Source organism: Acidipropionibacterium jensenii DSM 20535 (assembly GCF_000425285.1).
GTDB classification, from domain to species: Bacteria; Actinomycetota; Actinomycetes; order Propionibacteriales; family Propionibacteriaceae; genus Acidipropionibacterium; species Acidipropionibacterium jensenii.
The window spans coordinates 1-24,513 of the sequence record NZ_AUDD01000013.1; the positions used below are offsets into that span (position 1 = coordinate 1).

General features: G+C 68.1%; 20 protein-coding genes, 1 tRNA gene and 1 other RNA gene. 13 read left to right on the forward strand and 9 right to left on the reverse strand.

The window, feature by feature from the left end:
* Positions 1-131: 131 nt before the first annotated feature.
* On the forward strand, positions 132-938 hold the full coding sequence (locus H590_RS0109210; protein WP_028703325.1) for a hypothetical protein: 807 nt from the start codon (positions 132-134) through the stop codon (positions 936-938).
* Between the two features lie 678 nt (positions 939-1,616).
* Here the strand turns inward: H590_RS0109210 and H590_RS0109215 are convergent.
* Positions 1,617-3,077 carry an APC family permease gene (locus tag H590_RS0109215; RefSeq protein ID WP_232020999.1) on the reverse strand — a complete coding sequence of 487 codons (1,461 nt, stop codon included), beginning with the start codon at positions 3,075-3,077 and terminating at the stop codon, positions 1,617-1,619.
* Entirely contained in the window at positions 3,077-3,778 is a 702-nt protein-coding gene (locus H590_RS0109220) for an endonuclease III domain-containing protein (protein ID WP_051238399.1), read from the reverse strand. The genes H590_RS0109215 and H590_RS0109220 overlap by 1 nt, the downstream gene beginning before the upstream one ends.
* 314 nt (positions 3,779-4,092) lie before the next feature.
* Between H590_RS0109220 and H590_RS15890 the strand changes: the two genes are divergently transcribed.
* Positions 4,093-4,995, forward strand: coding sequence for a hypothetical protein (locus H590_RS15890; RefSeq protein ID WP_051238401.1), 903 nt, complete (start codon positions 4,093-4,095; stop codon positions 4,993-4,995).
* A gap of 106 nt (positions 4,996-5,101) precedes the next feature.
* Here the strand turns inward: H590_RS15890 and H590_RS0109230 are convergent.
* Positions 5,102-5,189, reverse strand: a tRNA-Ser gene (locus H590_RS0109230).
* Positions 5,190-5,226: 37 nt separating this feature from the next.
* On the reverse strand, positions 5,227-5,589 hold the full coding sequence (locus H590_RS0109235) for an RNA-binding S4 domain-containing protein (RefSeq protein WP_028703328.1): 363 nt from the start codon (positions 5,587-5,589) through the stop codon (positions 5,227-5,229).
* Between the two features lie 124 nt (positions 5,590-5,713).
* Between H590_RS0109235 and ffs the strand changes: the two genes are divergently transcribed.
* The 6 genes from ffs to H590_RS0109260 all read left to right on the forward strand — a co-directional run bounded on the left by ffs (position 5,714) and on the right by H590_RS0109260 (position 10,973).
* Positions 5,714-5,810: signal recognition particle sRNA small type (ffs, locus tag H590_RS17640), an RNA gene on the forward strand.
* A gap of 100 nt (positions 5,811-5,910) precedes the next feature.
* Positions 5,911-6,264: a hypothetical protein gene (locus H590_RS0109240; RefSeq protein ID WP_028703329.1), complete on the forward strand. Its 354-nt coding sequence runs from the start codon at positions 5,911-5,913 to the stop codon at positions 6,262-6,264.
* 76 nt (positions 6,265-6,340) lie between these two features.
* Positions 6,341-9,391, forward strand: coding sequence for a DNA polymerase III subunit gamma and tau (locus tag H590_RS0109245; RefSeq protein WP_084149419.1), 3,051 nt, complete (start codon positions 6,341-6,343; stop codon positions 9,389-9,391).
* An 89-nt stretch (positions 9,392-9,480) separates the two neighbouring features.
* Positions 9,481-9,810 carry a YbaB/EbfC family nucleoid-associated protein gene (locus H590_RS0109250; protein ID WP_028703331.1) on the forward strand — a complete coding sequence of 110 codons (330 nt, stop codon included), beginning with the start codon at positions 9,481-9,483 and terminating at the stop codon, positions 9,808-9,810.
* 93 nt (positions 9,811-9,903) lie between these two features.
* Positions 9,904-10,527 (forward strand): recombination mediator RecR, encoded by a 624-nt coding sequence (gene recR / locus H590_RS0109255; protein ID WP_028703332.1) that lies wholly within the window; start codon positions 9,904-9,906, stop codon positions 10,525-10,527.
* 128 nt (positions 10,528-10,655) lie between these two features.
* Positions 10,656-10,973 carry a thiamine-binding protein gene (locus H590_RS0109260; protein ID WP_028703333.1) on the forward strand — a complete coding sequence of 106 codons (318 nt, stop codon included), beginning with the start codon at positions 10,656-10,658 and terminating at the stop codon, positions 10,971-10,973.
* Positions 10,974-11,072: 99 nt separating this feature from the next.
* Here H590_RS0109260 and H590_RS15895 read toward each other — a convergent pair whose 3' ends face one another.
* Positions 11,073-12,389, reverse strand: a complete 1,317-nt coding sequence (locus tag H590_RS15895; RefSeq protein ID WP_051238405.1) for an MFS transporter — start codon at positions 12,387-12,389, stop codon at positions 11,073-11,075.
* Between the two features lie 250 nt (positions 12,390-12,639).
* Between H590_RS15895 and H590_RS0109270 the strand changes: the two genes are divergently transcribed.
* On the forward strand, positions 12,640-14,091 hold the full coding sequence (locus H590_RS0109270; protein WP_028703334.1) for an alpha-L-fucosidase: 1,452 nt from the start codon (positions 12,640-12,642) through the stop codon (positions 14,089-14,091).
* Positions 14,092-14,172: 81 nt separating this feature from the next.
* Here H590_RS0109270 and H590_RS15900 read toward each other — a convergent pair whose 3' ends face one another.
* Complete coding sequence (locus H590_RS15900) at positions 14,173-15,612, reverse strand: threonine/serine exporter family protein (RefSeq protein WP_414973653.1); 1,440 nt, start codon at positions 15,610-15,612, stop codon at positions 14,173-14,175.
* 300 nt (positions 15,613-15,912) lie between these two features.
* Here H590_RS15900 and H590_RS0109280 point away from each other — a divergent pair, with 300 nt between their 5' ends.
* The 3 genes from H590_RS0109280 to ileS all read left to right on the forward strand — a co-directional run bounded on the left by H590_RS0109280 (position 15,913) and on the right by ileS (position 21,221).
* Positions 15,913-16,719, forward strand: coding sequence for an HAD-IIB family hydrolase (locus tag H590_RS0109280; protein WP_028703335.1), 807 nt, complete (start codon positions 15,913-15,915; stop codon positions 16,717-16,719).
* Complete coding sequence (locus H590_RS0109285) at positions 16,719-17,549, forward strand: HAD family hydrolase (protein ID WP_028703336.1); 831 nt, start codon at positions 16,719-16,721, stop codon at positions 17,547-17,549. Before H590_RS0109280 ends, H590_RS0109285 begins: the two co-directional genes overlap by 1 nt.
* Before the next feature lie 465 nt (positions 17,550-18,014).
* Positions 18,015-21,221, forward strand: a complete 3,207-nt coding sequence (gene ileS, locus H590_RS15905) for an isoleucine--tRNA ligase (RefSeq protein WP_414973652.1) — start codon at positions 18,015-18,017, stop codon at positions 21,219-21,221.
* Positions 21,222-21,417: 196 nt separating this feature from the next.
* Here the strand turns inward: ileS and H590_RS0109295 are convergent, their stop codons facing one another.
* Both H590_RS0109295 and H590_RS18370 read right to left on the reverse strand, forming a co-directional pair.
* Positions 21,418-21,702 carry a hypothetical protein gene (locus H590_RS0109295; RefSeq protein WP_028703337.1) on the reverse strand — a complete coding sequence of 95 codons (285 nt, stop codon included), beginning with the start codon at positions 21,700-21,702 and terminating at the stop codon, positions 21,418-21,420.
* 378 nt (positions 21,703-22,080) lie between these two features.
* Positions 22,081-22,434: a hypothetical protein gene (locus H590_RS18370; RefSeq protein ID WP_126412657.1), complete on the reverse strand. Its 354-nt coding sequence runs from the start codon at positions 22,432-22,434 to the stop codon at positions 22,081-22,083.
* A 944-nt stretch (positions 22,435-23,378) separates the two neighbouring features.
* Here H590_RS18370 and H590_RS17950 point away from each other — a divergent pair.
* Positions 23,379-23,717, forward strand: coding sequence for a transcriptional regulator (locus H590_RS17950; RefSeq protein ID WP_084149411.1), 339 nt, complete (start codon positions 23,379-23,381; stop codon positions 23,715-23,717).
* Between the two features lie 328 nt (positions 23,718-24,045).
* Here H590_RS17950 and H590_RS18660 read toward each other — a convergent pair whose 3' ends face one another.
* Positions 24,046-24,480 carry a DUF1707 SHOCT-like domain-containing protein gene (locus H590_RS18660; protein ID WP_051232740.1) on the reverse strand — a complete coding sequence of 145 codons (435 nt, stop codon included), beginning with the start codon at positions 24,478-24,480 and terminating at the stop codon, positions 24,046-24,048.
* Between the last annotated feature and the right edge of the window lie 33 nt (positions 24,481-24,513).

Genomic DNA, 24,513 nt, shown 5'->3' on the forward strand with positions numbered 1-24,513 from the left:
GACTCTATACAAGCCCTATCCTGCCAAGTCAGGAGCACTTTCGCCTACCCGGCGACCACACCTCCGGCACTCACCGATGAAACGCCGAGGTTAACAGGGGCGAGGCGATCCGGCCTCTGCCCGGGATTCTCATGTCCACCCGGGTTCAGTCCGACCCGGATGCCTGGATCTACGCGAACTCGTTGTGGCGGCCCTCCTCGGTGATCACCGGTCGCGCAGCCCTGCGCCTCCATGGGTTGCCCGGCTTGGCGGTGCCCGCCGTGGACGTGCTGCTGCCCTACAGCTTCCCGGACCGGGGCCTTCTTCGCTTCCACTGCTCCCCGCCGCCGGGCTCACTGATCCATCACGTTCAGGGTGGACTTGTCAGTACTCCTGCGGCGGCCGCGCTGTTTCTCGGCATCCGCGAGGACTGGGACCCGATCTGCGCTGCCCTGTTCAAGGGCATCACTCGCCCCGAGGACATCCAGGCCGCGCGCGACTTCCTGATCCGGCACCGCGGAGGTCCGGAGATGGATCGGACTCTCCGCTACATCAGTCAGATGCCCTGGTCGGTGCCTGAGCTCGAGCTGCACGAGCTTCTGCGCCAAGTCGGAATCACCGGCTGGCGGGGAAACATGCCTGTACTCCTGCACCCGACCGAGAATGGTCAGGCGCGCGCCCGGCGGTGTCATCCCGATGCCGGCTTCGAGGCCGAGAAGCTGGCGGTGGAGGTCAACAGCGAGCAGTACCACAGCGACTCGGAGTCATTCACCGCGAACACCCTGCGCGCCCGATGGTTCGCGGCTGAGGGCTGGACCCAGATGCCGGTGACTCCGAACCAGCTGAGGAGCCGGCCCAATGACTTCCTCGCCGATCTGTGTTCCCGCCTGCACAGAAGACACCGGCCGCCGGGCATTCCGCGGGTCCGGTACCGGCCGAGGCCGCCTTTCTGGTTCTGATGGCCGCCGACCGGTGAACATTTCACTCGCGGAACTGGTGGAATCCGCGCCCGGGGCCGCGGTCACCGGGCTAGGCGAGTGATGTGTTCGCCGAGCTCCAGTTTCGGGTTCCGACGAGGGAAGAGAGCCAGGTGAAGAGTCATGGGGAACCTGATGAGCCCCGACCAGCGCTTGCTTCGGGTATCGCTGAAGTGTCGACATGGGGGAGCAGGGGGCCGCCGCGGGGCTGATGGGTGCTGTCGGGTGCATCTTTCACTCGCGGAACTGGTGAGATCCGCTCCCGGGGTCGCGTTCTCCGGGTTCGGCGAGTGATGTGTTCACCGACAAGGAGAGTTCGGCGCTTGCTTCGGGTATCGGTGAAGTGTCGACATGGGGGAGCAGGGGGCCGCCGCGGGGCTGATGGGTGCCATCGGGTGAACATTTCACTCGCGGAACTGGAGGAATCCGCTTCAGGGGTCACTATCACCGGGTTTGGCGAGTGATGTGTTCACCGGGTTTCCGTCTCGGGTTCGAGGGGAACCCCAGGTACTGAGTCGTGGGGAACCTGGTGGGGCCGCTGTGCGGTCGATGTGCGGCGGTGGAGAGTCGGCAGGGTGCCCGGGGAGAGCGCGCTGTCACTCAGCGGCGAGTAGGTGGAGTCGCGCCCTCACTCAGCGGCGAGTAGGTGGAGTCGCGCCCTCACTCAGCGGGGGAGTGCTTCGCCCGGCGCTCCCGGCTCACCAGCACGATGGCTCCGGCGATCAACCAGAGCCCACCGACGACAAGGGCCGGGTGTGCGGCCTGGCTCAGCACGATGAGGATCACCGCACCACCCACCACGGGAATCACGGTGTGGCGGACTCGCTGCTCGGTGCGCCGACCCCGGACGTAGTAGCCGATCACCGTGGCGTGGAGGAAGAGGAAGCCGACCATCGCCCCCACCGTGACCATCGAGGAGAGCAGTCCCAGACCATCGGCCCGCACGGCCGAGGCGACCGCGATCACCAGGGTCGCCGCCCCCGAGACGAGCACCGCATTGCGCGGGGTGCCGGTGCGGGGGTCGACCCTGGAGAGCCCCTTCGGGAGGCTTCCCGCCCGCGCCATCCCGTACATCAGGCGGCTCACCGCAGCCTGGGCCACCATCGCCGAGAACACCGGCCCGATGGTCTTGACAAGGGTCACGGCGGTTCCCATCCAGGTGCCGATCTGGGAGTCCAGCATCTGGTAGAAGGCGGTGCCCTGGTCGTCGGGATGGGCGGCCAGATACTCCGGGGTCCGAGGCGACAGCAGGGCGCCCAGATAGGTCTGGATGACGAACAGCGCCCCCGCCAGGGTCAGGCAGAACATCAGCGCACGGGCCACCCCGCGGCTGGAACCGGTGGTCTCCTCGGCGAAGCCGGCGATGGCATCGAATCCCAGGAAGGACAGCACCGCCACCGACACGGCGCCCAGTACCCCGGCCAGGTGGAATCCACCCGATCCGACCAGCGGGGAGAGCCAACCGCGCTGGGGCCCGTGCGTGACCAGCACCACCACGGCGGCCACCACGAAGACCGCCAGCAGGGCGATCTCCACCGCCAGGATGACGAAACTCACGGTGGCCGTCGTCCTCACCCCGGCCAGATTCAGCAGGGTCATCAGGAGGATCCCGCAGCCGGTGAACACCCACACCGGCACCGCGCCGAAGAGCTGGTGGGCGGCGATCCCCAGGATCAAAGACATCAGCGCCGGCATGAACAGGTAGTCCAGGCCGAGCATCCAGCCGGCGATGAACCCCGGTCGGCGCCCGAGTCCGGCACTGGCATAGGCGAAGACCGATCCCGCCTGGGGAACCGCCTGCGACATCCGCGCATAGGACCACGCGGTGAACGCCACCGCCACCGTCGCGAGCAGATAGGCCAGCGCGATGGCGCCATGGCTCCGGGCGTCCAGGACGCCGAAGGTGCCCATCGTGGAGGTCGGTCCGATGAACAGCAGACCGTAGACGACGAGGTCGCGCAGGCTTAGGCTCCGGTGCAGACCGGGGGCCGCACCCTCCACCCGGCCCGAACGAGCCTCCGCGGAGCGCTCACCATCGACAGGGCGGGACGCCGGGTCCATCCGACCCGCGGACCGACCCTCGGCTCCCCGGTCGTGGCTCGAGTTGTTGTCTGGCAGCATCAGGACCGTTCCTCCAGTGCCACCCGACACCCGGCCAGCGGGCCCTCGGCCCACGCGGCATCACTGGTGCAGTGGCGTTTTCCGTAGTCGTCGATGAGTCCGTGGAACTCCTGCCAGCCGGCAAGATCCAGGCTCATCCGAGTGGTGACCAGCCGGGCGACGGCGTCATAGCTGCGCGGCAGCGCGACGCCGAGTCGCCCCAGCAGGCGTCGTGCGTAGGCATCGGCGACGAAGACGCCGCGACCCAGCAGGTAGAGCATGAGGACGTCGGCGGTCTCGGGGCCGATCCCGCGAAGGGACCGCAGCTCGGCGCGCAGCCTCTCGGTCGGCACCTCCGGACGCACCGGGGCGGTGGTCAGCAGCTCGCTGGTCGGGACCGGGGAGCCGTCCCGCAGGAGGTCGACGTCGACGGCGTCGACCCACCACCGGCACAGCTCGCGCAGTGCCCTCTCCTTGCCGGTCTGGAATCCGCTGGAGCGGATCAGCGCGGTGAGTTCGGGGGTCGTGGTGGCCAGCAGCGCGGCGGGGGAGCGGACTCCGGCGCCGCGGATCGCCTCCAGTGATCCCTCGACATTGCGCCAGTTGGTGTTCTGCACCAGGACGCAGCCGAGAAGAATCTCGAAAGGGGACTGGACCGTCCACCATGTGGTGCGGGGCCCGAGGTGGTCACGAAGGGCCGCGGGCAGGTCGGCAAGCCTCATGGTCTCCCGTCCTGCCTCCGCTGCGGGCTGCAGCGACGCTGAAATCAAGGTGTTCCCGTCCAAGCCTCGGGCCTATCGCCGAATCGCGCGGTCTTGGAGAGCTCCCCGGAGCATTGCCCTGTAATGTGCCCGGGAGGCGACCACGTGCAGCGCAAGGGTAGTGCACGGCCGCGTGGCGAGGTCGATGCTGGTCGCGCAGTGCATGGACGTGGGGACGTGGAGAGCGGGTGCCAGCCCACGCCGTGAGAGGTAATCGGAACTCTCGGTTCACCGCTGATTCAGAACATGTCTCTGGCGGTCGGTAGTATTCGGCCATGTCTCACAGCCATGAAATCGAAGATTCTGCGCTGACCTTCTCTCGGATCCTGAACACCGCCGCGAGATTGCCCGGGGTAAGGATCGATCGTGCCAGGTATCTGCGGTCATCCCTGAGAAGGTACTGCACCGAGGACCAGATTGAGCAGGCGATTTCCGAGAGTTCGGCAGTTGCCGGTGTTCCTCCCAAAGTTGTCAAGGCGATGGCGAAGACGTCGATCACCTATGAGACCACCAAGGTCACGGGGCTCTCTGCCGCCGCGGGTATCCCAGGCGGCTTTGCGCTGCTCGGTACCGTCCCCGCTGACCTGGCACAGTACACGAGTCACATGCTTCGCATCGCCCAGAAGCTTGCCTACATCTACAGTTGGCCCGATCTCTTCGCGGTTGGCGATGGCGATATGGACGAAGCCACCGAGGGGATTCTCACTCTGTTCATCGGGGTGATGGTCGGCGTGCAGATGGCGCAGGGTGGTGTGAACAAAGTTGCCTCCATGATGGCCGCGCAGGTGCTGAAGAAGCTTCCGGAGAAGGCCCTCACCAAAGGGGCGGTCTATCCGATAGTGAAAAGTGTCGCCAAGGTCCTCGGGGTCCAGATGACTAAGAAAGTGTTTGCCAGTGGCGTTGCGAAGGCCATCCCCGTCGCGGGAGCCGTGCTCTCGGGAGGTTTGACGCTTGGTACCTTCCTGCCGATGTCCAAGAGGCTGCAGAAGCATCTCGCCGGTCCGGGCCCGACCAAGCCAGGATCTCACCATGAGACGGTCGCGGAGGACGAGGACTTGGACGTCGTCGACGCGGAGCTGGTTTATGTGAGCGACGCGGACGAGCTCGCCGAACATGAGGCCAGCGCGTCGTCCCCGGTTGAGACCGGCCACACGGCAGGTCAAGTGGACGCATCCTAGGCCGACGAGCGGCCAAGCAATGCCTTCCGCGCGCTTCGTCGCCGCATCTGGCAGAAGGGTACAAACCGTGGTGGTGACTCCCGCCTGACGAGGGCAAGAACAACAGTGGCGGAGGATACGAGATTCGAACTCGTGAGGGCGTGAACCCAACCCGCTTTCCAAGCGAGCGCCATAGGCCTCTAGGCGAATCCTCCGCGGAAGACGGTACCGGCTATCCGGTCTGGCGCCAAATCACCTGTTCTCGCGGCCCCGCAGCGCCTCGATGTCCCGGCGGTCCTTCTTGGTCGGTCGCCCGGCCCCGCGGTCGCGTCGGGCCACCGGTGCCGACAGGTACTCCGGGCGGGGCAGTGAGAGGTCCCGGTAGGCCTTCACCGCCAGTGGTGCGCCGACCCGCCGGGAGATCGGGTCGACCACCTCGAGGACCCGGTCCCAACCCGGGGTGTGGATGGTCACCCGGTCCCCGGGCTTGACGGTCTTGGCCGGCTTGACCGGGTCGTCATTGAGCCGGATGTGGCCGCCCTTGACCGCCGTGGTGGCCATCGACCGCGTCTTGAAGGCCCGCACCGACCACAGCCACACGTCAATCCTGGTCATGGCGCCTCCTCACGCTGGGATGCCGCCGATTCTGCCACTCGGTGCCCTCGCCACGAGGGGTCGGGACGACGCAGCCGGTGCGCTCCCGGAGTTGGCCGGCCGGACGGCGTCCCCTACACTGGCTTCAGGTTCCCCGTGCGGCGGCACCTGACCGAACTCCCCCAGGACCGAGAGGTAGCAAGGGTAGGTTGGCTCTACCGGGTGCGCGGGGAGCCCCTTTTTGTTGTCCGGGCTCAGCCGGCCGGGTCAGGTGACCCGGGTCGGCCTGCCGCGAGGGATCGTCGCCCGCGGGTCCGGGCAGGCCAGATTTCAGGAGGTCTGATGCCGGAAGCCCGCATCATCACCACGAACCGTGCCGGAATCATCTGGAGTGGCATCACCTGGTGCAGTCTGCTGCTGGTGATCCCCGCGGGGATTGCCGGAATGATGATGCAGACCCTGCTGCCGGCCAACCTCGGATACCCCCAGATCGACGCCACAGGGGTGCCGCGTTGGCTCTCGCTGACCGTTCTGGCCACCGAGATCGCCGTCTTCGCGGTCCCCGCGATCGTGTGCACCCTGTGCAACCGCAAGGCCACCCGAATGGGTCATCCCGTCAACGGCGCCGTCGCCGCAGGCTGGGGGGTCTTCGGCCTGGTCGCGGTGATCGGCGTCCTGCTCTGGTTCTTCGGCTGAGCGCATCGGCGACGCCGTCACGAAGTTGTCGGTGCCGTCAACTAGGGTTCGGTGCGTGGATGAGGACTACGACCCGATGGCCGGCGACCCGGAATCGGACGAAGGTGACGACGCCTTCGTCCAGGACGGTCCTGACCTCTTCGGGGAGCAGCCCGCGCCGAGCGCCGAGGACGCCGGGGACGATCCGAGAGATGAGGACGCCCTCGAGGAGCCCACGCCGGCCGATGACGTCGATGAGGCCGACGACGGCGGGGAGCGGTCCGACGACGACCAGGAGGGCGGTCTGCTGACCGGCCCGGAGACCCCCGAGGAGCCCGACGGGCTGGAGTCCGAGGAGGACCAGGAGGTTCCCTCAGCCCCGGTGGCGGTCGAGCAGATCGAGGCGGCGGTCGATCTCACCCAGAAGGATCCGGGCGAGCCCCCGCTGGCCCTCTACCGGCGGTACCGTCCCGAGACCTTCGACGAGGTGATCGGCCAGGAGCACGTCACCGAGCCGCTCAAGCGGGCGATCATCAACAACCGGGTCAACCACGCCTACCTGTTCTCCGGCCCCCGCGGTTGCGGCAAGACCACCAGTGCGCGGATCCTCGCCCGGGCCCTCAACTGCGAGAAGGGCCCGACCCCGAACCCCTGCGGCGTCTGCCAGTCCTGCCGCGATCTGGCCCGGGGCGGCCCCGGCTCGATCGACGTCATCGAGATCGACGCGGCCTCCCACGGCGGCGTCGACGACGCCCGCGACCTGCGCGAACGGGCCTTCTTCGCCCCGGTCGCCTCGCGGTACAAGATCTACATCATCGACGAGGCCCACATGGTCACCACGCAGGGCTTCAACGCCCTGCTGAAGCTTGTCGAGGAGCCCCCGCCGCACGTCAAGTTCATCTTCGCGACAACCGAGCCCGAGAAGGTCATCGGCACCATCCGGTCGCGGACCCACCACTACCCCTTCCGGCTCGTGCCCCCGAAGATCCTCATCGGATACCTCGAGACGATCTGCGCCAAGGAGGGCATCCACGTCGACCGCGCCGTGCTGCCGCTGGTGGTGCGGGCCGGAGGCGGATCGGTGCGCGACTCGCTGTCGGTGCTCGATCAGCTGCTGGGTGGCGCCGAGCCCGAGGGGGTCACCTATCAGCGGGCGGCGGCCCTGCTCGGATACACCCCCGACGCCCTGCTCGACGAGATCGTCGACGCCTTCGCCGCCGGGGACTCCCACGAGGTCTTCGCCACCATCGACAAGGTGATCGAGATCGGCCAGGACCCGCGGCGGTTCACCGAGGATCTGCTGCGCCGGATCCGGGACCTGGTGATCCTCTCGGCGGTGCCCGACGCGTGCAGCACCGGGCTCATCGACGCCTCCCCGGAGCAGGCCACCCGGCTGAGTCATCAGGCCGCCGGAATGGGTGCCGGGGAGCTCACCCGGGCCGCCGAGGTGCTGGCCACCGGACTCACCCAGATGAGGGGGACGACGGCCCCGCGGCTGCACCTGGAGTTGATGTGCGCGCGGGTGCTGCTGCCGGCCTCCGACGCCGGGGAACGCGGCTACAACGCTCGCCTCGAGCGCCTGGAGCGTCGTGTCGGGATCGCCGAACTGGTGGCCCCCGACCCCTCCGGTGAGGTGCCGGAGTCTGTCCCGTCCCGGCCAGAGGTCTCCGGGTCTGTTCCCGAGTACTCCCAGTCTGGTTCCGGACAGTCCGGGTCCGGACGCTCCGAGGTGGCCCCCGACCACACCCGACAGGGCGCTCCGGTCGCCCCGGCGCAGACTGCTCCCCAGGACGCGCCCTCCGGGCCGCCGGCTCAGGAGATGGCGCCGCACATGCCACCCCAGGGCCCAGATGCGGTGCAGGCCGGACAACAGCCCGCGCAGACCCCACAGCCGCGCACCCAGCAGCGCCCGGGTGCCGCGGGTCGGCGTCGTCCCCGGCCCAGCGAGCGCAACTACTCCTCGGCCGGCGGGTCGCAGCCGCCGTCGCAGCGACCCTCGAGCGCGGCGCCCGGCGGTCCACAGGTTCCGGCCGGTGGCGCCGAGCCGCCCGTGGAGCCCGGTGCGTCGTCGACGGGTGCCGGCCGGTTCGGATCGGCTCAGGGCTCCCCGGCGCAGGGGGGTCAGCAGGGACCGTCAGGACAGCAGGGGACTTCGAGGCAGCAGGGGCCTTCAGGGCCGCAGGGAGCGGGCGATTCTGGTCCCGGACGGTCAGGGTCCGGTCAGTCGGATCCGGCCCGGGTCGACATATCGATGGTGCGACGCGAGTGGCCCAGGGTGCTCGAGGTTGTGAAGTCGCGCGGCCGGATGATCTGGATGGTGCTGTCCCAGTACGCCCAGGTGCTCGAGGTGCACGGCCGCGAGGTGACCATCGGGTTCGCCAACCCGGGGGCGCGCGACATGTTCGTCTCGGGTCCGCACGCTCAGGTCATCCACGACGCCGTGATGGAGGTGCTGGGTGCCGATCTGAGTGTCGTCCCGGTGCTCACCGACGCCCCCTCGGGCCCGGTCGGCTCGCAGCAGCCGAACCAGGATCCTGGATACTCACCGGGCCGCGAACCCTCCCAGGATCGGCCACCGGACCCTACTGAGCCCGGTCGGGACGGGGCGGTCCGGCCGGGCGGGGATGAGCCCGACGGTCGACGCCGGCCCGATGGACCTGCCGGGTTCGATGGACCTGGCCAGGTCGATGAGGTTACCCAGTCCGGGTACGCCGCCGGGTCCGGCGACGTCCCGCCGGCCGCTGGACAGCCGGACCGATCGGTCCGCTCCGACGGTGGTGCCCCGGTCGAGGGTGCCGACGGTCCCGGGGTCACCGCGCGAGGCGGTGACGTGCGGTCCGGCGGCGTCCAGAACGATGCCGAGTCCGGCAGTGTCCAGAACGATGCCGAGTCCGGCAGTGTCCAGAACGATGCCCGGCCCGACGGCGTCTCAGAGGCGGCGGTGGCGATGACCCACCGCTGGTCGGAACGCGCCAAGGAGAGCATTCGCGCCACCTCGCGACCGGCCGCCGAGCCCGAGCCCGAGGACGAGGAGGTTCCTCCCGAGGACTGGGACTCCGAGGTGGTCGACACCCCGCAGGTCTCCGCCGCCGACCTGATCCGCTCCGAGCTGGGCGGTGTCGTCATCACCACCGGACTCCCGCAGTGACCGCGTTGCCCCGGTGAGTGGATCGGGTAGGTTCGAAGCACATCAGTGACTATCTCCCGGGTGACTCCTGGGCATGACAGGGGATCAACATGACCAGTCCCGCCGGCGGATTCGACATGAGCAACATCGACATGAATGGCCTCCTCGCACAGGCCCAGGCGATGCAGGCCCAGCTCGCCCAGGCCCAGCAGGAGCTGGCCGAGTCGACCTTCTCCGGTGCTGCCGGGGGCGGCCTGGTCAACGCCGTGGTGACCGGCTCCGGTGAGCTGACCTCCCTGGAGATCAAGCCCGAGGCGGTCGACCCCGAGGACACCGAGACCCTGGCCGACCTCATCGTCGCCGCGGTGCGCGACGCCACCGCCAAGGCGACCGCCAAGCAGGCCTCGATGATGCCGCAGATCCCCGGCCTGGGAATGTGACGCCGGGCCGCGATTCGACGAATCCAGGACTGTCGGAGGGCCGCCGTAGCATAGGAGGGTGGTCGTGATTGTTCGGCCGCGGAAGGAGACCCGATGTACGACGGTCCGCTGCAAGACCTCATCGACGCCCTGTCCCGGCTCCCCGGGATCGGACCGAAGGGGGCACAGCGCATCGCCTTCCACATCCTCGACGCCCCCACCGAGGAGGTCGACGCCCTCGCCGACACCTTGAAGGAGGTCAAGGAGAAGGCGAAGTTCTGCCAGGTGTGCTTCAACGTCTCCGCCGACGACACCTGCCGGTACTGCCGCGACCCGCGCCGCGACCAGTCGGTGATCTGCATCGTCGAGGAGTCCAAGGACGTCATCGCCGTCGAACGGACCCGCGAGTTCCGCGGCCTCTACCACGTGTTGGGCGGTGCGATCTCCCCGCTGGACGGCAAGGGGCCGGCCGATCTCCACATCCGTGAGCTGTGCACCCGGCTGGCCGACAGCACGGTCACCGAGGTGATTCTGGCCACCAACCCGAACCTGGAGGGGGAGGCGACGGCCTCCTACCTGTCACGACTGATCGCACCGATGGGGGTGCGGGTCTCGCGGCTGGCGTCTGGCCTGCCGGTCGGTGGAGATCTCGAGTACGCCGACGAGGTGACCCTGGGCCGGGCCTTCGAGGGCCGCCGTTACGTCTCCTCGGATCCTGCTCAGGCGCGCACCGCCTGATCCAGCATTCTCGGACCGGCTTCTTGAGATCGGCCGGGCGAGACCAGCAGCCTGAGATCGGCCGGGCCTGGAGCCGCTCACAGCCGAGGCCCGACGAGGCCCGACGGGGGCCTCCTAGACTCGGAACCATGATTGCAGCATTCTGTCTGGTTCCCAGCGGCGGCCGTTCTTCCCGTGAGGACGGTGGAGTCGCCGAGGCGGTGGCCGCCGCCGTCACGGTGGTGCGCGAGTCCGGGCTTCCCCATCACACCAGCTCCATGTTCACCGAGATCGAGGGATCCTGGGACGAGTGCATGGCGGTGGTCAAGAAGGCCACCGAGGCCGTCTCCGAGTTCGGGACCCGGGTGGAACTGGTGCTCAAGGCCGACATCCGACCGGGACGCACCGGGGAGATGACCGCCAAGCTGGAGCGTCTCGAGGCCGAGATCTCCAAGGCGGCCAAGTAACTCCACCGTACCGAGCCGGACCTTGGTCGCGGTGCCTCCCGACTCGGGCCGGAGCTGAAGGGTCCCGGGTTTCGGGCCAGAAACGACCCGGTCTCCGACCTACTCGGTCACGACCCGGGAATCCTCCTCGCGACCTGGTCCGGAACCGACTCTGGTGACCCGGAACAGCGGCGCCAGGATGAGGATCACCAGCGCCCCGGCGGGCAGGCAGATCATCGCCCAGCGCAGCGAGACGGCGTCTCCCAGCGCCCCGATGCCCACCGGGAAGGCCATGAACCCGAGCCTCATCACCCAGGTGGTGACGGTCAGGCCGATCCCGCCGGTGACCCCGGGAAGGCTGTTCGCCACGTCCATCGCCAGCGGAATGGTGGTCGCGATGCCCCAGCCGGCGGCGGTGAACCCCAGGATCGCGGTGACCGGGGTCGGCCAGGCGATCGAGACGGTCATCCCGACCAGGCAGATCGCGGCACCCTGGCCGATGGTGACGGCCTGACCGAAGCGGTCGACCAGCCCGTCGCCGACCAGCCGGCCCACGGTCTCGGCGACCATCAGACCGACGAAGGCCATCCCGGCGATGAACGGCGTCGTCACGAAGGCGGCGTCCATGTAGAGCGGCGCCCAGGTCGACCCGCCGGCCTCGACCCCGCCGGCGATCGCGCCGACCACCCCCAGGGCGATGACCTTCGCCCAGATCCGTCTCGGCACCCGCGACGGGGCAGCCGACCGGGCAGTCGACGTGGCTGCCGACGGTCCCGTCCCGACGGACTCCGAGGAGGGCAACGATCCGGGACCCGACGTCGTCCCCCCGGACTCCGCGTCGAGACCGGAGACCATCACGCCGGCATCCCTGCCGGGGAGCATGAGGGACCAGCCGAACCAGCACACCAGCGCCAAGGCGCCGACGGTGGCAACCGCCTGACCGACGATGTCGACCCGCCACTGGGCCATCGCCGACCCGATGAGTCCACCCAGCACGGCGCCGATCGACCACCAGCCGTGGAAGGTGTTGATGATCGACCGGCGGTAGAGACGCTGCACCCGCAGGGCCTGGAAGTTCATCGCGGTGTCGGTGACGGCGTCCAGGGCACTCATCAGGATCATCGCCACGAAGACCCAGGCGATGTGCGGCGCCCAGGCCACGATCACCAGGCACAGGGTCCCGGCCAGCTGCGGCCAGATGGCGACATTGCGCGAGCCGAACCGCCTCATCAGACGCGCCGCCGCCAGACCCAGGGCCAGCCCGCCCAACGGCCCAAGACCCACCGCCAGTCCCCACATGGTCTGGGAGACGTCCAGGCTCGCCTTGATCTGGGGGTACCGGGGGACCAGCGAGGCGAACGTCATCCCGTTGACGAGAAAGATCAGCAGCGTGCCGATGCGGGCGCGCACGGCCTCGGCGGGCGGCGTGATGGTCACGACCGTCCAGCAGACATCACCCCGGCGCGGGCGTCAACCCCGACCGCGCACGAACTGCGGGGCTCTCCACCTCGAGTCCTCCGGAGGCCGTCGGATCGGGAAGAATCGACGAGCAACCAGATGCGGGCGGACATCCAGGGCATCAAGGACGTCCAGAGGAGGGGTCGAGGTGCAGATGACAGACGCCGGGGCGGCAGACAGAGGACGTCGATCACCTCGACCACCCCGACCACCGTCCCGTCTTGACGAGATGTGCGCGGTACGCCCCAGCCCCCGACAGCTCGCCTGGCAGCAGCTCGACTTCTACGGCTTCCTCCACTTCGGCATGAACACCATGACCGACCGCGAGTGGGGGACCGGCCACGAGGACCCGACGAGATTCGACCCCGACCGACTGGACGCCGACCAGTGGATGGACTCGCTGGCATCGGCCGGGATGAGCGGGGTGATCCTCACCGCCAAGCACCACGACGGATTCTGTCTGTGGCCCAGCCGGCTGACCTCCCACACGGTCGCCTCCTCCCCCTGGCGCTCCGGACACGGCGATCTGGTCGCCGAGACCGCCGCGGCCGCCGAGCGGGCCGGACTGCGATTCGGGATCTACCTGTCCCCCTGGGACCGGACCGAGGCGAGCTACGGGTCGGGACGACGCTACGACGACTTCTACCTCGGCCAGCTCACCGAACTGCTCACCGGGTACGGCGAGATCTTCGAGGTGTGGCTCGACGGCGCCTGCGGCGAGGGTCCCGACGGCCGCACCCAGCGCTACGACTGGGACCGCTACTACGCGACGGTGCGCGCCCTGCAGCCCGGCGCGGTGATCGCGGTCTGCGGCCCCGACGTCCGCTGGTGCGGCAACGAGGCCGGACACACCCGCCCCGACGAGTGGAGTGTCGTGCCCGGCGGGCTGCGCGACGCCGAGCGCGTCGCCGCCCGCTCCCAGACCGCCGACGACGCCGACTTCGCCCGACGGGTGCGCAGCGACGCCGACGACCTGGGATCCAGGGCCGCCCTGGCCCGGCTCGACGCCGCCGGCCGCCACGACGAGCTGGTCTGGTACCCCTCCGAGGTCGACACCTCGATCCGCCCCGGCTGGTTCCACCACCCCGACCAGGACGACCAGGTCCTCGACGCCGACATCCTGTTCGGCCTGCACCGCTCGGCGACCGGCGGCAACGCCACCCTGCTGCTCAATGTGCCCCCGGACCGCCACGGCCTGATCGCAGCACCCGACCGAACCGCGCTGGCCGGACTGGGGGACCGGCTCGCCGACCAGCGTCGACGCACGATCCGCGGCCTGCGTCGCTGCTCCAGCGGAGGTTTCCAGCCCGACCCGGCCGACGGCGTCCCGATCTGGAGACCGGACCCCGCCGATCCACGACCCACCGTCACGATCGGGCTCGACGGCCCCCGCCGAGGGCCATGTGGGCCGGGTGGGCCAGGAGGGTCTGGCGGACAGCGGGGACAACGGGTCGAGGCGGTGGTGCTGCGCGAGCGGATCGCCGAGGGCCAGCGGATCGAGCATGTGGTGGTCAACGGGATTCGGGGAGAGTCCAGGACGGTGCTGGGGGAGTGCGGGACGGTCGGCAACCGGCGGATCCTCGCCGTGCCGCCGACCGTCGTGGACGCCGTCGAGATCGCCATCACCGCCTCCCGCACCACACCGGCGATCAGTGAGGCGGCGGTGATACTGGCGCCGTGAGGGGATGGGCGCCCACCGGTCCAGCACCGGTCCAGCACCGGTCAAGGACCGACGCCGGGCCGGCCCCGGGCCGGACAGGGTTCAGGAGGCCGACTCCTTGGCACGATCAGCCGAGGAGTCGCGACCGGCGACCTCGGGGCGGGTCTCCTCGGGGCGGGCCTGCCGGAGACGGCGTCGCGCCGTCCGCGGCACCCAGTCCCGGGGAACCGCCTCGCCGCGCAGCCATGAGGCCAGCACCGCATGGCGGGTCCGGTGGTCCTTGGGGATCGTGAACGGCCTGGCCGCCAGGGCGCCGAGGCTCGATCCGGCCGCCAGCGCCATCCCGATCAGCAGGGACTGGGCCAGCACCCCCGCCCCGGACCCGGGGGCCGGGATGCCCAACTGGCCGGCCATCAGCAGGTACAGGCCCCGGTAGGCCATCATTCCGGGCATCAGCGGGACGACGGAGATCGTCACCAGGGCCACCTGCGGCACCCGCCACCGGTCGGCCGCTGCCGCCGAGACCAGGCCGATGAGGAAGGCGCCCAACCCCGAGGCGATCACCATCGAGTCGGTGACCACCATCCCGGCCAGATAGCTCCCCCAGCCCAGCGCTCCCAGCAGCCCGCAGACCATCAGGGTCCGCGGTCCCGAGTGGGTGGTCGCGCCGTAGGCGACCGAGGCCACCACCGAGGCGACGATCTGCACCCACCATCCGCTGGTCCAGTCGAGGGTCGGGGAGATGTGACTGGGCACGCCCAGCTTCAGACCCACCCACAGCGTCGTCATCACCCCGAAGATGATCCCGCCGGTCTGCATGAGGACCTCGAGGAAGCGGCCCGAACTGGTGACGTAGTACCCGTCCAGGGCATCCTGGGCGGCCGCCACCGCACCGGTCCCGGCCAGCAGGGAGATCATCCCGGCGGCCACCACCAGCGAGGGCGACAGGTCCAGCTGCATCCCGGTGACCGACTTCAGCATCATCATCCCCAGCGCCACCGCGGTCGGGATCGCCCCTCCCATGGCCTGCACGAAGAAGCTCGACATCCGGCGTCGCGACAGCCCCTGGACCGCGATGTCGACCAGACAGGTGGCCAGGAAGGCGATCAGCATGTCCCACACCGAGGCGCCGTAGAGGGCGGCCATCGCGGCCCCCATCACCCCCATGTTCGCGGTGACGAACCACTTGCGGTACAGCCGCGGGGCAGTCACCAGATCGTCGAGACGCTGCCTGGCCTCGGCCAGATCGATCCGACGCTGGCTCACCTCGCCGACCAGGATCTGCAGCCGTCCCAGCCGCTGGTAGTCGGGGGTGCAGGCCCCGACCACCCGCAGGGCGGTGATCGGGTCGTCATCGAGGCTGCGGTGCTGGGTGACGATCACCGAGGTGTTGGTGATGTCGACGTGGATCCGGATCCCGTAGCTGTCGGCGATCCGCAGCGCCATCGCGATCGACTCGGCCGAGGAGGCCCCCACCGAGATCGCCACCACGGTGACCCGCATGATGAGGTCGAAGACCCGGCGCGCCTGGGCGGCCGCCATGTCGTCGTCCCGGGTCGCTGCGAGATCCTCGGGAAGCGCCAGCGGAGTGGCCCCGCGCAGGTAGCGCTCCAGCGGCACCCGCCAGAGGCTGTGGCTGCGCGACGGTCCGCTCCGGTGTCCGTTGCGGTGGGACGTCGTCCCGCCCTGGTGAGTCACCACCGCAGTCATCTCCTCCGCAGCTCACCGGGCCGCCTGAGGGCGGTCCGGACACACTTCAGCACAGCCGTGGCCGCAGTCTCAAACCGGGCGGCCCGACCGCCCCGCGAGGTGCCCGCCGACACCGGCCGATAGGCTTGTCCGGTGCTGATTGCCACCGATCTCGACGGAACGCTGGTCCGACACGACAACTCCATCTCGCCGCGCTGCCGAGCCGCGATCCGGGCGGCGGAGGAGGCCGGGATCCCGGTGGTACCCACCACCGGACGCCAGATCGGCGGCCTCGAGACCGTCCTGGACGCCTTCTCCCGCTACGCCGTCGTCAGCAACGGAGCGCTGGCCTTCGACCTGGCCCACGACATGAGAGTGCTGTTCTCCCTCATGACGCCGGCCGCCACGGTCCGCGCCTTCGTCGAGACCGTCCTGGAGGACCTGCCCCGCGCTCAGTTCGCCTCGGTCCGACAGGACGGGCGGGTCTTCGCGGTCACCGAGCGCTATGTCGAGGAGATGGGCGACGACGAGCTCGTCAAGGACTCCGCGGAGTTCCTCCCGGTCGATCTGGAGGACATCTGCTCCCACGACTGCCTCAAACTGATGGTTCGCACCGACGAGATGGATCAGGACCAGTTCGTCGCCCACACCCTCGCCCTCCAGGTTCCCGGCGCGCACACCTCGAACTCCGGATTCCCGATGGTCGAGATGTGCGCGGCCGGCCACGACAAGGCCGCCGGGCTGGACCGGCTGTGCCACCAGCTGGGCATGACCCGCGCCGATGTGGTGGCCCTGGGTGACGGCGGCAACGACGCCGAGATGCTGGCCTGGGCCGGCCGCTCCTTCGCGATGGCCGACGGCCAGCAGCTCGCCAAGGACGCCGCCACCGACATCGCCCCGCCACTGGCCGAGGACGGCTTCGCCCAGGTCGTCGAGTCCCTGGTGGAGCAGGCCGCCTGATGCTCATCGCGACCGATCTCGACGGCACCCTGCTGTCCCCCGACGGCTCCATCAGCCCCCGCACCCGGAGCGCGGTGGCCGCCGCCGAGAAGGCCGGCGTCCCGGTCGTCCCGGTCACCGCCCGGCAGCTCTACGGACTGACCGACCTGCGCGACGGCCTGGGTCGCTGGGCGCTGTGCAGCAACGGCGCGATCTGCTGGGACCTGCACGCCGGGACCGTGCTGTTCAGCCTGCCGATGACCGGCGAGGTGGCCCGCCGGTTCGCCACCAGGCTGGCCGCGGCCGCCCCCGGAACCGTCTTCGCGGCCATCCAGGACGACGGCAACTTCTTCGCCTCCCAGGCCGGCTACCCGGAACTGTGCACCTTCTCCGACCACCACCGCGACCCCGCCGGGATGCCGAGGATGAGCCTGGCGGAGGTGACCGCGACGGACTGCCTCAAACTGGTCGCCCGCCATCCCAGCCTGTCGGTGGCCCAGCTGGGCGCCGTCGCCGCATCGGTCGCCGACCCCCACCAGGTCCACATCACCAGCTCCGGGGCGGGAATGCTGGAGGTCAGCGCCGCCGGGGTCACCAAGGACACCGGCGTCTCGATGCTCGCCGAGCGGTTCGGGATGACCCGCTCCGACGTGGTGGCCTTCGGCGACGGGGACAACGACGTCGAACTGCTGAGCTGGGCGCCGCGGTCCTGGGCGGTCGCCAATGCGGTGCCCGCCGCCCTGGCCGCCGCCGACCGGGTGGCGCCCTCCAATGCCGAGGACGGGGTGGCCCAGGTCATCGAGTCCCTGCTCGCCCGGGAGCCCGGCAGGGTCGGGGAGGCCCGCCCGTAGCCCGAGATGGTCCTCGTCATCCTCGACGAATGACATATGATCGCTGCGTCGCACGGCGCAGATGGGGTCATCACCCCGGAGTCGCCGGAAGAACGGATGAGCGGCGCCCCGGGAGATCTCCCGGACGGTGCGCCCATCCCACTAGAACCGGCAGCGACTCAAGGAAGTGGCACCTCCGCCCGTCCCGTCGTGGTTCGCACCGCTGCGGGGTCCGGGAGGACACGGTGCAAAGAGGGTGGTACCGCGGGTACCCCGGACTCTCCGGGAGCTCGTCCCTCGTCGAGATCGACCACGACGAAGGACGCGACCATCGCGATGAGTGACCACACCAGCCCCCAGCAGAGCGCAGGCTCCCGCAGCGCGGGCACCTCCCGGCCTGCCGCGGCGGGGACCGCCGCCTCAGAGCCCGCCACTCCACACAGCACCACCTACAAGGCCGTTCCGCCGCAGGTCGACCTGCCGGCGATGGAGCACCAGATCATCGACCTGTGGGACCGCAACCACACCTTCGAGAAGTCCCTGGAGCACACCAAGGACGGCGAACCGTGGAACTTCTTCGAGGGCCCGCCCACCGCCAACGGCCAGCCCGGCACCCACCACATCGAGGCCCGCGTCTTCAAGGACGTCTTCCCCCGCTTCAAGTCGATGCAGGGCTACCACGTCGACCGCAAGGCCGGCTGGGACTGCCACGGACTGCCGGTCGAGCTGGCCGTCGAGCGCGAGCTCGGCTTCTCCGGCAAGCCCGACATCGAGAAGTACGGCGTGGAGCCCTTCAACGCCAAGTGCCGCGAGTCGGTCTCCCGCCACGTCGACGCCTTCACCGAGCTCACCCGCCGGATGGGCTACTGGGTGAACATGGACGAGGCCTACTGGACGATGAACCCCCAGTACGTCGAGTCGGTCTGGTGGGGCCTCAAGCAGATCTTCGACAAGGGTCTGCTCGGTGAGGACCACCGGGTCGCCCCCTACTGCCCGCGCTGCGGCACCACGCTGTCCGACCACGAGCTCGCTCAGGGCTACCAGGACGACCGCGACCCCTCGATCTACGTCCAGTTCCCGCTCACCTCCGGTCCGCTGGCCGGCCAGGCGAAGCTGCTGGTGTGGACGACGACGCCGTGGACCCTGGTCTCCAACACCGCGGTCGCGGTGCGCCCCGACGTCACCTATGTGGTGGCCCGTCGCAAGCCCGTCGACGCCAAGGAGTCCGGTGCCGACGTCGCCACCGACGAGGTGGCCGCCGATCTCGGCAAGGTCGAGCCCGGCACCGACCTGGTCATCGCCGAACCGCTGTTCGACGCCGTCCTGGGTGACGAGTGGACCCGCACCGGACAGTCCTTCACCGGTGCGCAGATGGAGTTCTGGACCTACCAGCGCCCCTACGACTGGGTGAAGTGGCCGGCCACCGACCACCGCACCACCGACGGACGCACCACCCCCGCCGACGCGAACTTCGTCATCCTCGCCGACTACGTCACCACCGAGGACGGCACCGGCTTGGTCCACCAGGCACCGGCCTTCGGCGCCGACGACCTGGTCACCTGCCGGGCCTACGGGCTGCCGATGGTCAACCCGATCCGCCCCGACGGCACCTTCGAGGCCGACATCCCGATGGTCGGCGGGATGTTCTTCAAGACCGCCGACAAGCCGCTGTGCGAGGACCTCGAGAGGCGCGGCATCCTGTGGCGTCTGGAGATGCACTGGCACTCCTACCCGCACTGCTGGCGCTGTGACACCCCGCTCATCTACTACGCCCAGCCCTCCTGGTACATCCGCACCACCCGGATGAAGCAGCAGCTGATCGCCCAGAACGAGGCCACCACCTGGTACCCCGAGACGATCAAGCACGGCCGCTACGGCGACTGGCTGGAGAACAACATCGACTGGGCCGTCTCGCGCACCCGCTACTGGGGCACCCCGCTGCCGCTGTGGCGCAACGACGACGACCGCGACGACGTCATCTGCATCGGATCCCTGGCCGAGCTGTCGGAGTACGCCGGACGCGACCTCACCGGGCTGGACCCGCACCGCCCGTTCATCGACGAGATCACCTTCGAGCGCAACGGGCACACCTACCACCGGGTCTCCGAGGTGGCCGACGCCTGGCTGGACTCCGGCTCGATGCCCTTCGCCCAGTGGGGCTACCCGCACGTGCCCGGCTCCAAGGAGAAGTTCCTGGCCCACTTCCCGGCCGACTTCATCTGCGAGGCGATCGACCAGACCCGCGGCTGGTTCTACACCCTGATGGCGGTGGGCACCCTGGTCTTCGACCAGTCGCCGTACCGCAACGTGCTGTGCCTGGGCCACATTCTGGCGGCCGACGGCCGCAAGATGAGCAAGCACCTGGGCAACATCCTGCTGCCCATCCCGCTGATGGACAAGCACGGCGCCGACGGGGTGCGCTGGTTCATGGCCGCCGACGGGTCGCCGTGGAGCGCACGACGGGTCGGCGACGACACCATTCAGGAGACGGTCCGCAAGGTCCTTCTCACCTACTGGAACACCGTCTCATTCCATGCCCTGTACGCGCGGGCCAACAACTGGTCCCCCGCGGGAGCGGCCGCCCCCGCCGTTGACAAGCGCCATGTCCTCGACCGATGGCTGGTCTCGTCGACGAATGTGCTGGTGCGCGACGTCACCGAGGCGCTCAACGACTTCGACACCCAGCGCGCCGGTGCCCTCCTCCAGGAGTTCATCGACGAGCTGTCGAACTGGTACGTGCGCCGGTCCCGTCGTCGCTTCTGGGACGGCGACCCGAGCGCCCTGTGGACCCTCCACGAGACCCTCAACGTGCTCACCCGGCTGATGGCCCCGATCACCCCGTTCATTACCGAGCGCGTCTGGCAGGACCTCTTCGTGGCCACCGATCCGGACGCCCCGGAGTCGGTGCACCTCAGCAGCTGGCCGACCGTCGACGAGTCGGTCATCGACGAGAGCCTCGACGAGTCGATGGACCTGGCCCGCCGGGTCGTCGAGCTGGGTCGTGGCGCCCGCGCCGAGGCCAAGGTGAAGCTGCGTCAGCCGCTCAGTCGGGCGCTGATCTCCGGATCCCATCTGGCCCGGCTCGACGAGTCCCTGCAGGCCGAGATCCGTGCCGAGCTCAACGTGGTCCGGCTGGAGTCCTTCGGCTCCTCCGGCGATCTGGTCGACCACACCGCCAAGGGCAACTTCCGGTCCCTGGGCAAGCGGTTCGGCAAGGTCACCCCGAAGGTCGCTGCGGCGATCGCGGCGGTCGACGCCGGGAAGCTGGCGGCCGACCTGGCCGCCGACGGCCAGGTGACCCTCGACGTCCCCCAGGCCGAAGGCGGCAGCGCGGTCATCGGGCCCGACGACGTCATCATCTCCGAGCGTCCCCGCGAGGGCTGGAGCGTGGTGAACGAGCAGGGCGAGACGGTGGCCCTGGATCTGGAGATCACCCCGGAGCTGGCCCGCGCCGGTCTGGCCCGTGAGGCCGTCCGGTTCATCCAGGACACCCGCAAGCACGTCGGCCTGGAGGTCTCCGACCGGATCTCGCTGAGCTGGCACGCCGGCGAGAAGCTGGCCGAGGCGATCCGCGACCATGCCGGTGAGATCGCCGACGAGGTGCTGGCCACCTCGATGGAGGAGGCCGAGGCCGGTCAGGACTGGGCGACCGAGTCCGATCTGGGGCTGTCGATCAAGGTCGTCAAGGCCTGAGGGCCGGGACCCGGCGACCTGCGTGCCGTGCAACCGGGATTCCCGGTCCGTGATCCGCGGACCGGGGGTCCCGGTTGGAGTCCCGAAGGGTCTTGGCAGCTACGAGTCGCGGTGCACAGGCGGTTCGGATGGACGTAGGCGTCAGGCAATCTGCACCAACCCCGGCTCCTGTGAATGGCCAGTGCCCAGGTCTTACTCATCTGGACTCTTCCGGGACAGTTGCCAGTTCCTCGGCGTCATGATGGTGGACGCCGAGCCGATCGAGCACACTCTCTATGGCCCGCGCCACCGCCGGGTGGCGGTACGAGCCTCGCTGTGTTCCTCCAAGCAACATCGCCATATCCGCGTAGATGTGCTTGGGGAACTGGTTGCCTGATGCGGTGATCGAGGCGCACAGCTGAGCGATGGGGAAGTTGACGGCGTGGGCCCCCAGGTCGATCGAGTAGACCACCGGCAGGAAGCTTCTCCAGATGGCTTCCATGCCGAACAGCCCGTGTGGCCAGGCAGTCTCGACGATCTATGTGGCGCCTTCGAAGGTCGCGGCAACGGACTTCCCAACCAGTACGACTTTGCCCGCGGGCAAGGCTGCGCTGAATCGGAGCCCACACGTGATGGCGACGATCAGCAATCGGACTTCGCCAGCGTCGACCGGCGGGGTGAGGCTACCAATATCGCCACTACCGTCCTACTCCTCACACTCCAAACTCAATGCACCGCAGGAAGGAGAACCGAATTTTCATTTTCCCGGGCCCTGGAGCGCTGCCGTTATTCCGGGATTTATACTATGAGCTGGGGCGCTTGCCGGGTTGACCGCCCGGCAAGCGCCCTCACCCATCGAAACCAGTGTTGGAGAACTCTGTCAGTACTTGCTCCGGCATGTCCAGAGGGCTGCGATCATGGAAGCGATCCCAGATGGACCAATGCCGGCAATCGCTCCCTCAACGCATCCGATCTCGATGGTTGCAGCACAACCCGCGACCGCACCAGCAATTGCGCCACTGATTCCAGCGTCTGTCATGCAGTTGTACCATGCCTTGTGAGGCGCCCTCGCTCTTCTGGCATCGATATTTGAACTGTCAGACGTGCTCTGAACCTGGTTCTCAGAAATCGTCAACGTCGCTTCGCGCGAGTTCACTAGTTTCCACGACAGCGAGGTGAACACGATGCCTCGGTTGGCGGCCAAATTGCTGAGGTCGACGGTGTCGATCGTCATTCCCGAGCGGTTCTTTAGAGCGAGAGCCGAAGGATGTTGAGTGGTTGATAGGCTGTAGTCAGTACCTATTCTAAGATCGAGTTTTACTGTTCTATGACCGGAATCCAATGAATATTTGATAAGGTATGTGCCGGGAGATACTGTCTCCGTCTTTGGGGACACACGATGCGGGCCACTGTCAGTGGTTTGGGCCAGTTGTGTGGCAGTGTCAGCCGTCGCACGGTCAGCATCTGGCGACGATGTGGCGCTGGCAGATGGTAGGAATGACGTAAGTGCAACCATGGTGCCGACCAACATTGTTGTGATCGTGACTGGAATTCTCATCGGGGCTTGGCCTCCTCGTTGAAGTGGTATGAGGTGCGGGTGCGCTGCCCGGTCTCTCGTGGAACATGCTCTCGAGATGTGGACACGGTATCCTTCGGGTGACGGGGTGTCAACGAGGAGTGTAGGGTTGAAGGAAATTCAACGGTCTGGAGGTCGCTCATGCAGAGGCCAAGCTCACTGATGGCCCAGAGCTGTCTGGATCAGGCGAGAGCTGCGCAGCGAGAGGCGGCTCGGATGCCGCGGCGCCCATATGGAGCTCTGTTGGTCGGCATGTCCGTCCTGCAGGCGACGCTCCTCGTGATCATCAGCATTGCGATGTTCGGGTCGTCGTGGCGTTGGACGACAGCACTCGTGCTGTTGGCCTCGGGGATCGCGGTGTCGTTCTTGGGAGGTTGGGTCGCTTCTGCACTTCGAGAGGGCCTTCCCGAAGGTTTCGGGAGTCTTGACAGATTTAGAAGGATCTGGAATAAACGCATGGCCATAGGAACTGCTGCGGTCTCTGGAGCTGTTGCACCAAGTCTTTTGGAGCCTCACCCGGGATCCGCGAGTCCGCTTGTTTTTCTAGTTGTGGTACTTGGCATTGTATCGATCCTTCCCCAACTCTACATGGGGGTTCGGCTATGGATGAAATGACTGATCCAAATACGTTATTAAAACGCTGGGACAAAGTATTTACATCTCCGATACGGTTTACGATTACTGCGGCTATTTCGCGTCAGGATACAGTTTCATTCTCAGCACTCAGAAGGATTCTAGGGATCAGCTCCGCGCTGATGAGTAAACATGTATCGGTGCTGGAAGGCGCAGGCTACGTTGACGTCCACAAGATACAAGAGGGCCGGAAGGTCCTCACTGAACTGGAGCTCACGCCACAGGGAAGAGCGGCGTTTGACGGACAAGTGGCGCTTCTCGAAGAAATATCTGGGACTCACCAAGGGGATGGTCCGAATGAAAAATAGTATAAGCCGTGAGAGCTTGGTGGACAGAAAGGGCAATAGTTCGACCGGAATTCTGTTGGTATTTTCGGTGGCCTGTCTTGTAGTCGCTCTTTTGTGTGACTCTCCGGGGTTGGTATATCGTCGCGTTCTTTCTCTGCTTGCTTTCGCTGTTTGTATCATGGCTGTTATTTGGTCGCGAAGGCGACGTCGCTAGAAAACTGGGTTCGGCCGCGTCATTCAGGCGCAGGTGTGCCCGGGGGCATTGAGCTACCTCATGAGATCCGCGTAACCCGCATGGACGTAAGCGTTGGATATCCGCATGACACCCCGCTCGACCTGGCCCTCCGGGTCACTCACTGCCGCTCGAGTCGTCGGACCGGCCCTCCAGCCTGCGCCGATCCCGCGACCGGTGGGAGCTGTGGCCCCCGGTGAGCACCGGGACCAGGAAGACCGGGATGAGGATCACCCACCACCACTGCCAGCCGGTGGCGAAGCAGAAGATCAGTGCCGCCGGCCAGGTGAGGGCCGAGACCACTTCGAGGGGCTTGCGCCGGTTCGAGGTCTCGACCTTCGAGGGGATCGGGGTCGCCACCACGAGGCTGGAGGGGTCCTTCGGCAGATCGCCGAAGAGCTCGTCCAGGTCGGCCCGGGTGTGGGCGGCCAGGGCGGCGGCCATCCGGTCGTCGAACTCCTCGGCGGTGAGCCGTCCGGCGACGTGGTGGTCGCGCAGCGCCGCCACCGCGGCGTCACGGTCGGAGTCGCCGATGCGCAGGTTCGGATCCATGGGTTGAGGGTAGTTCAGCCCGGTCCTCCCTGC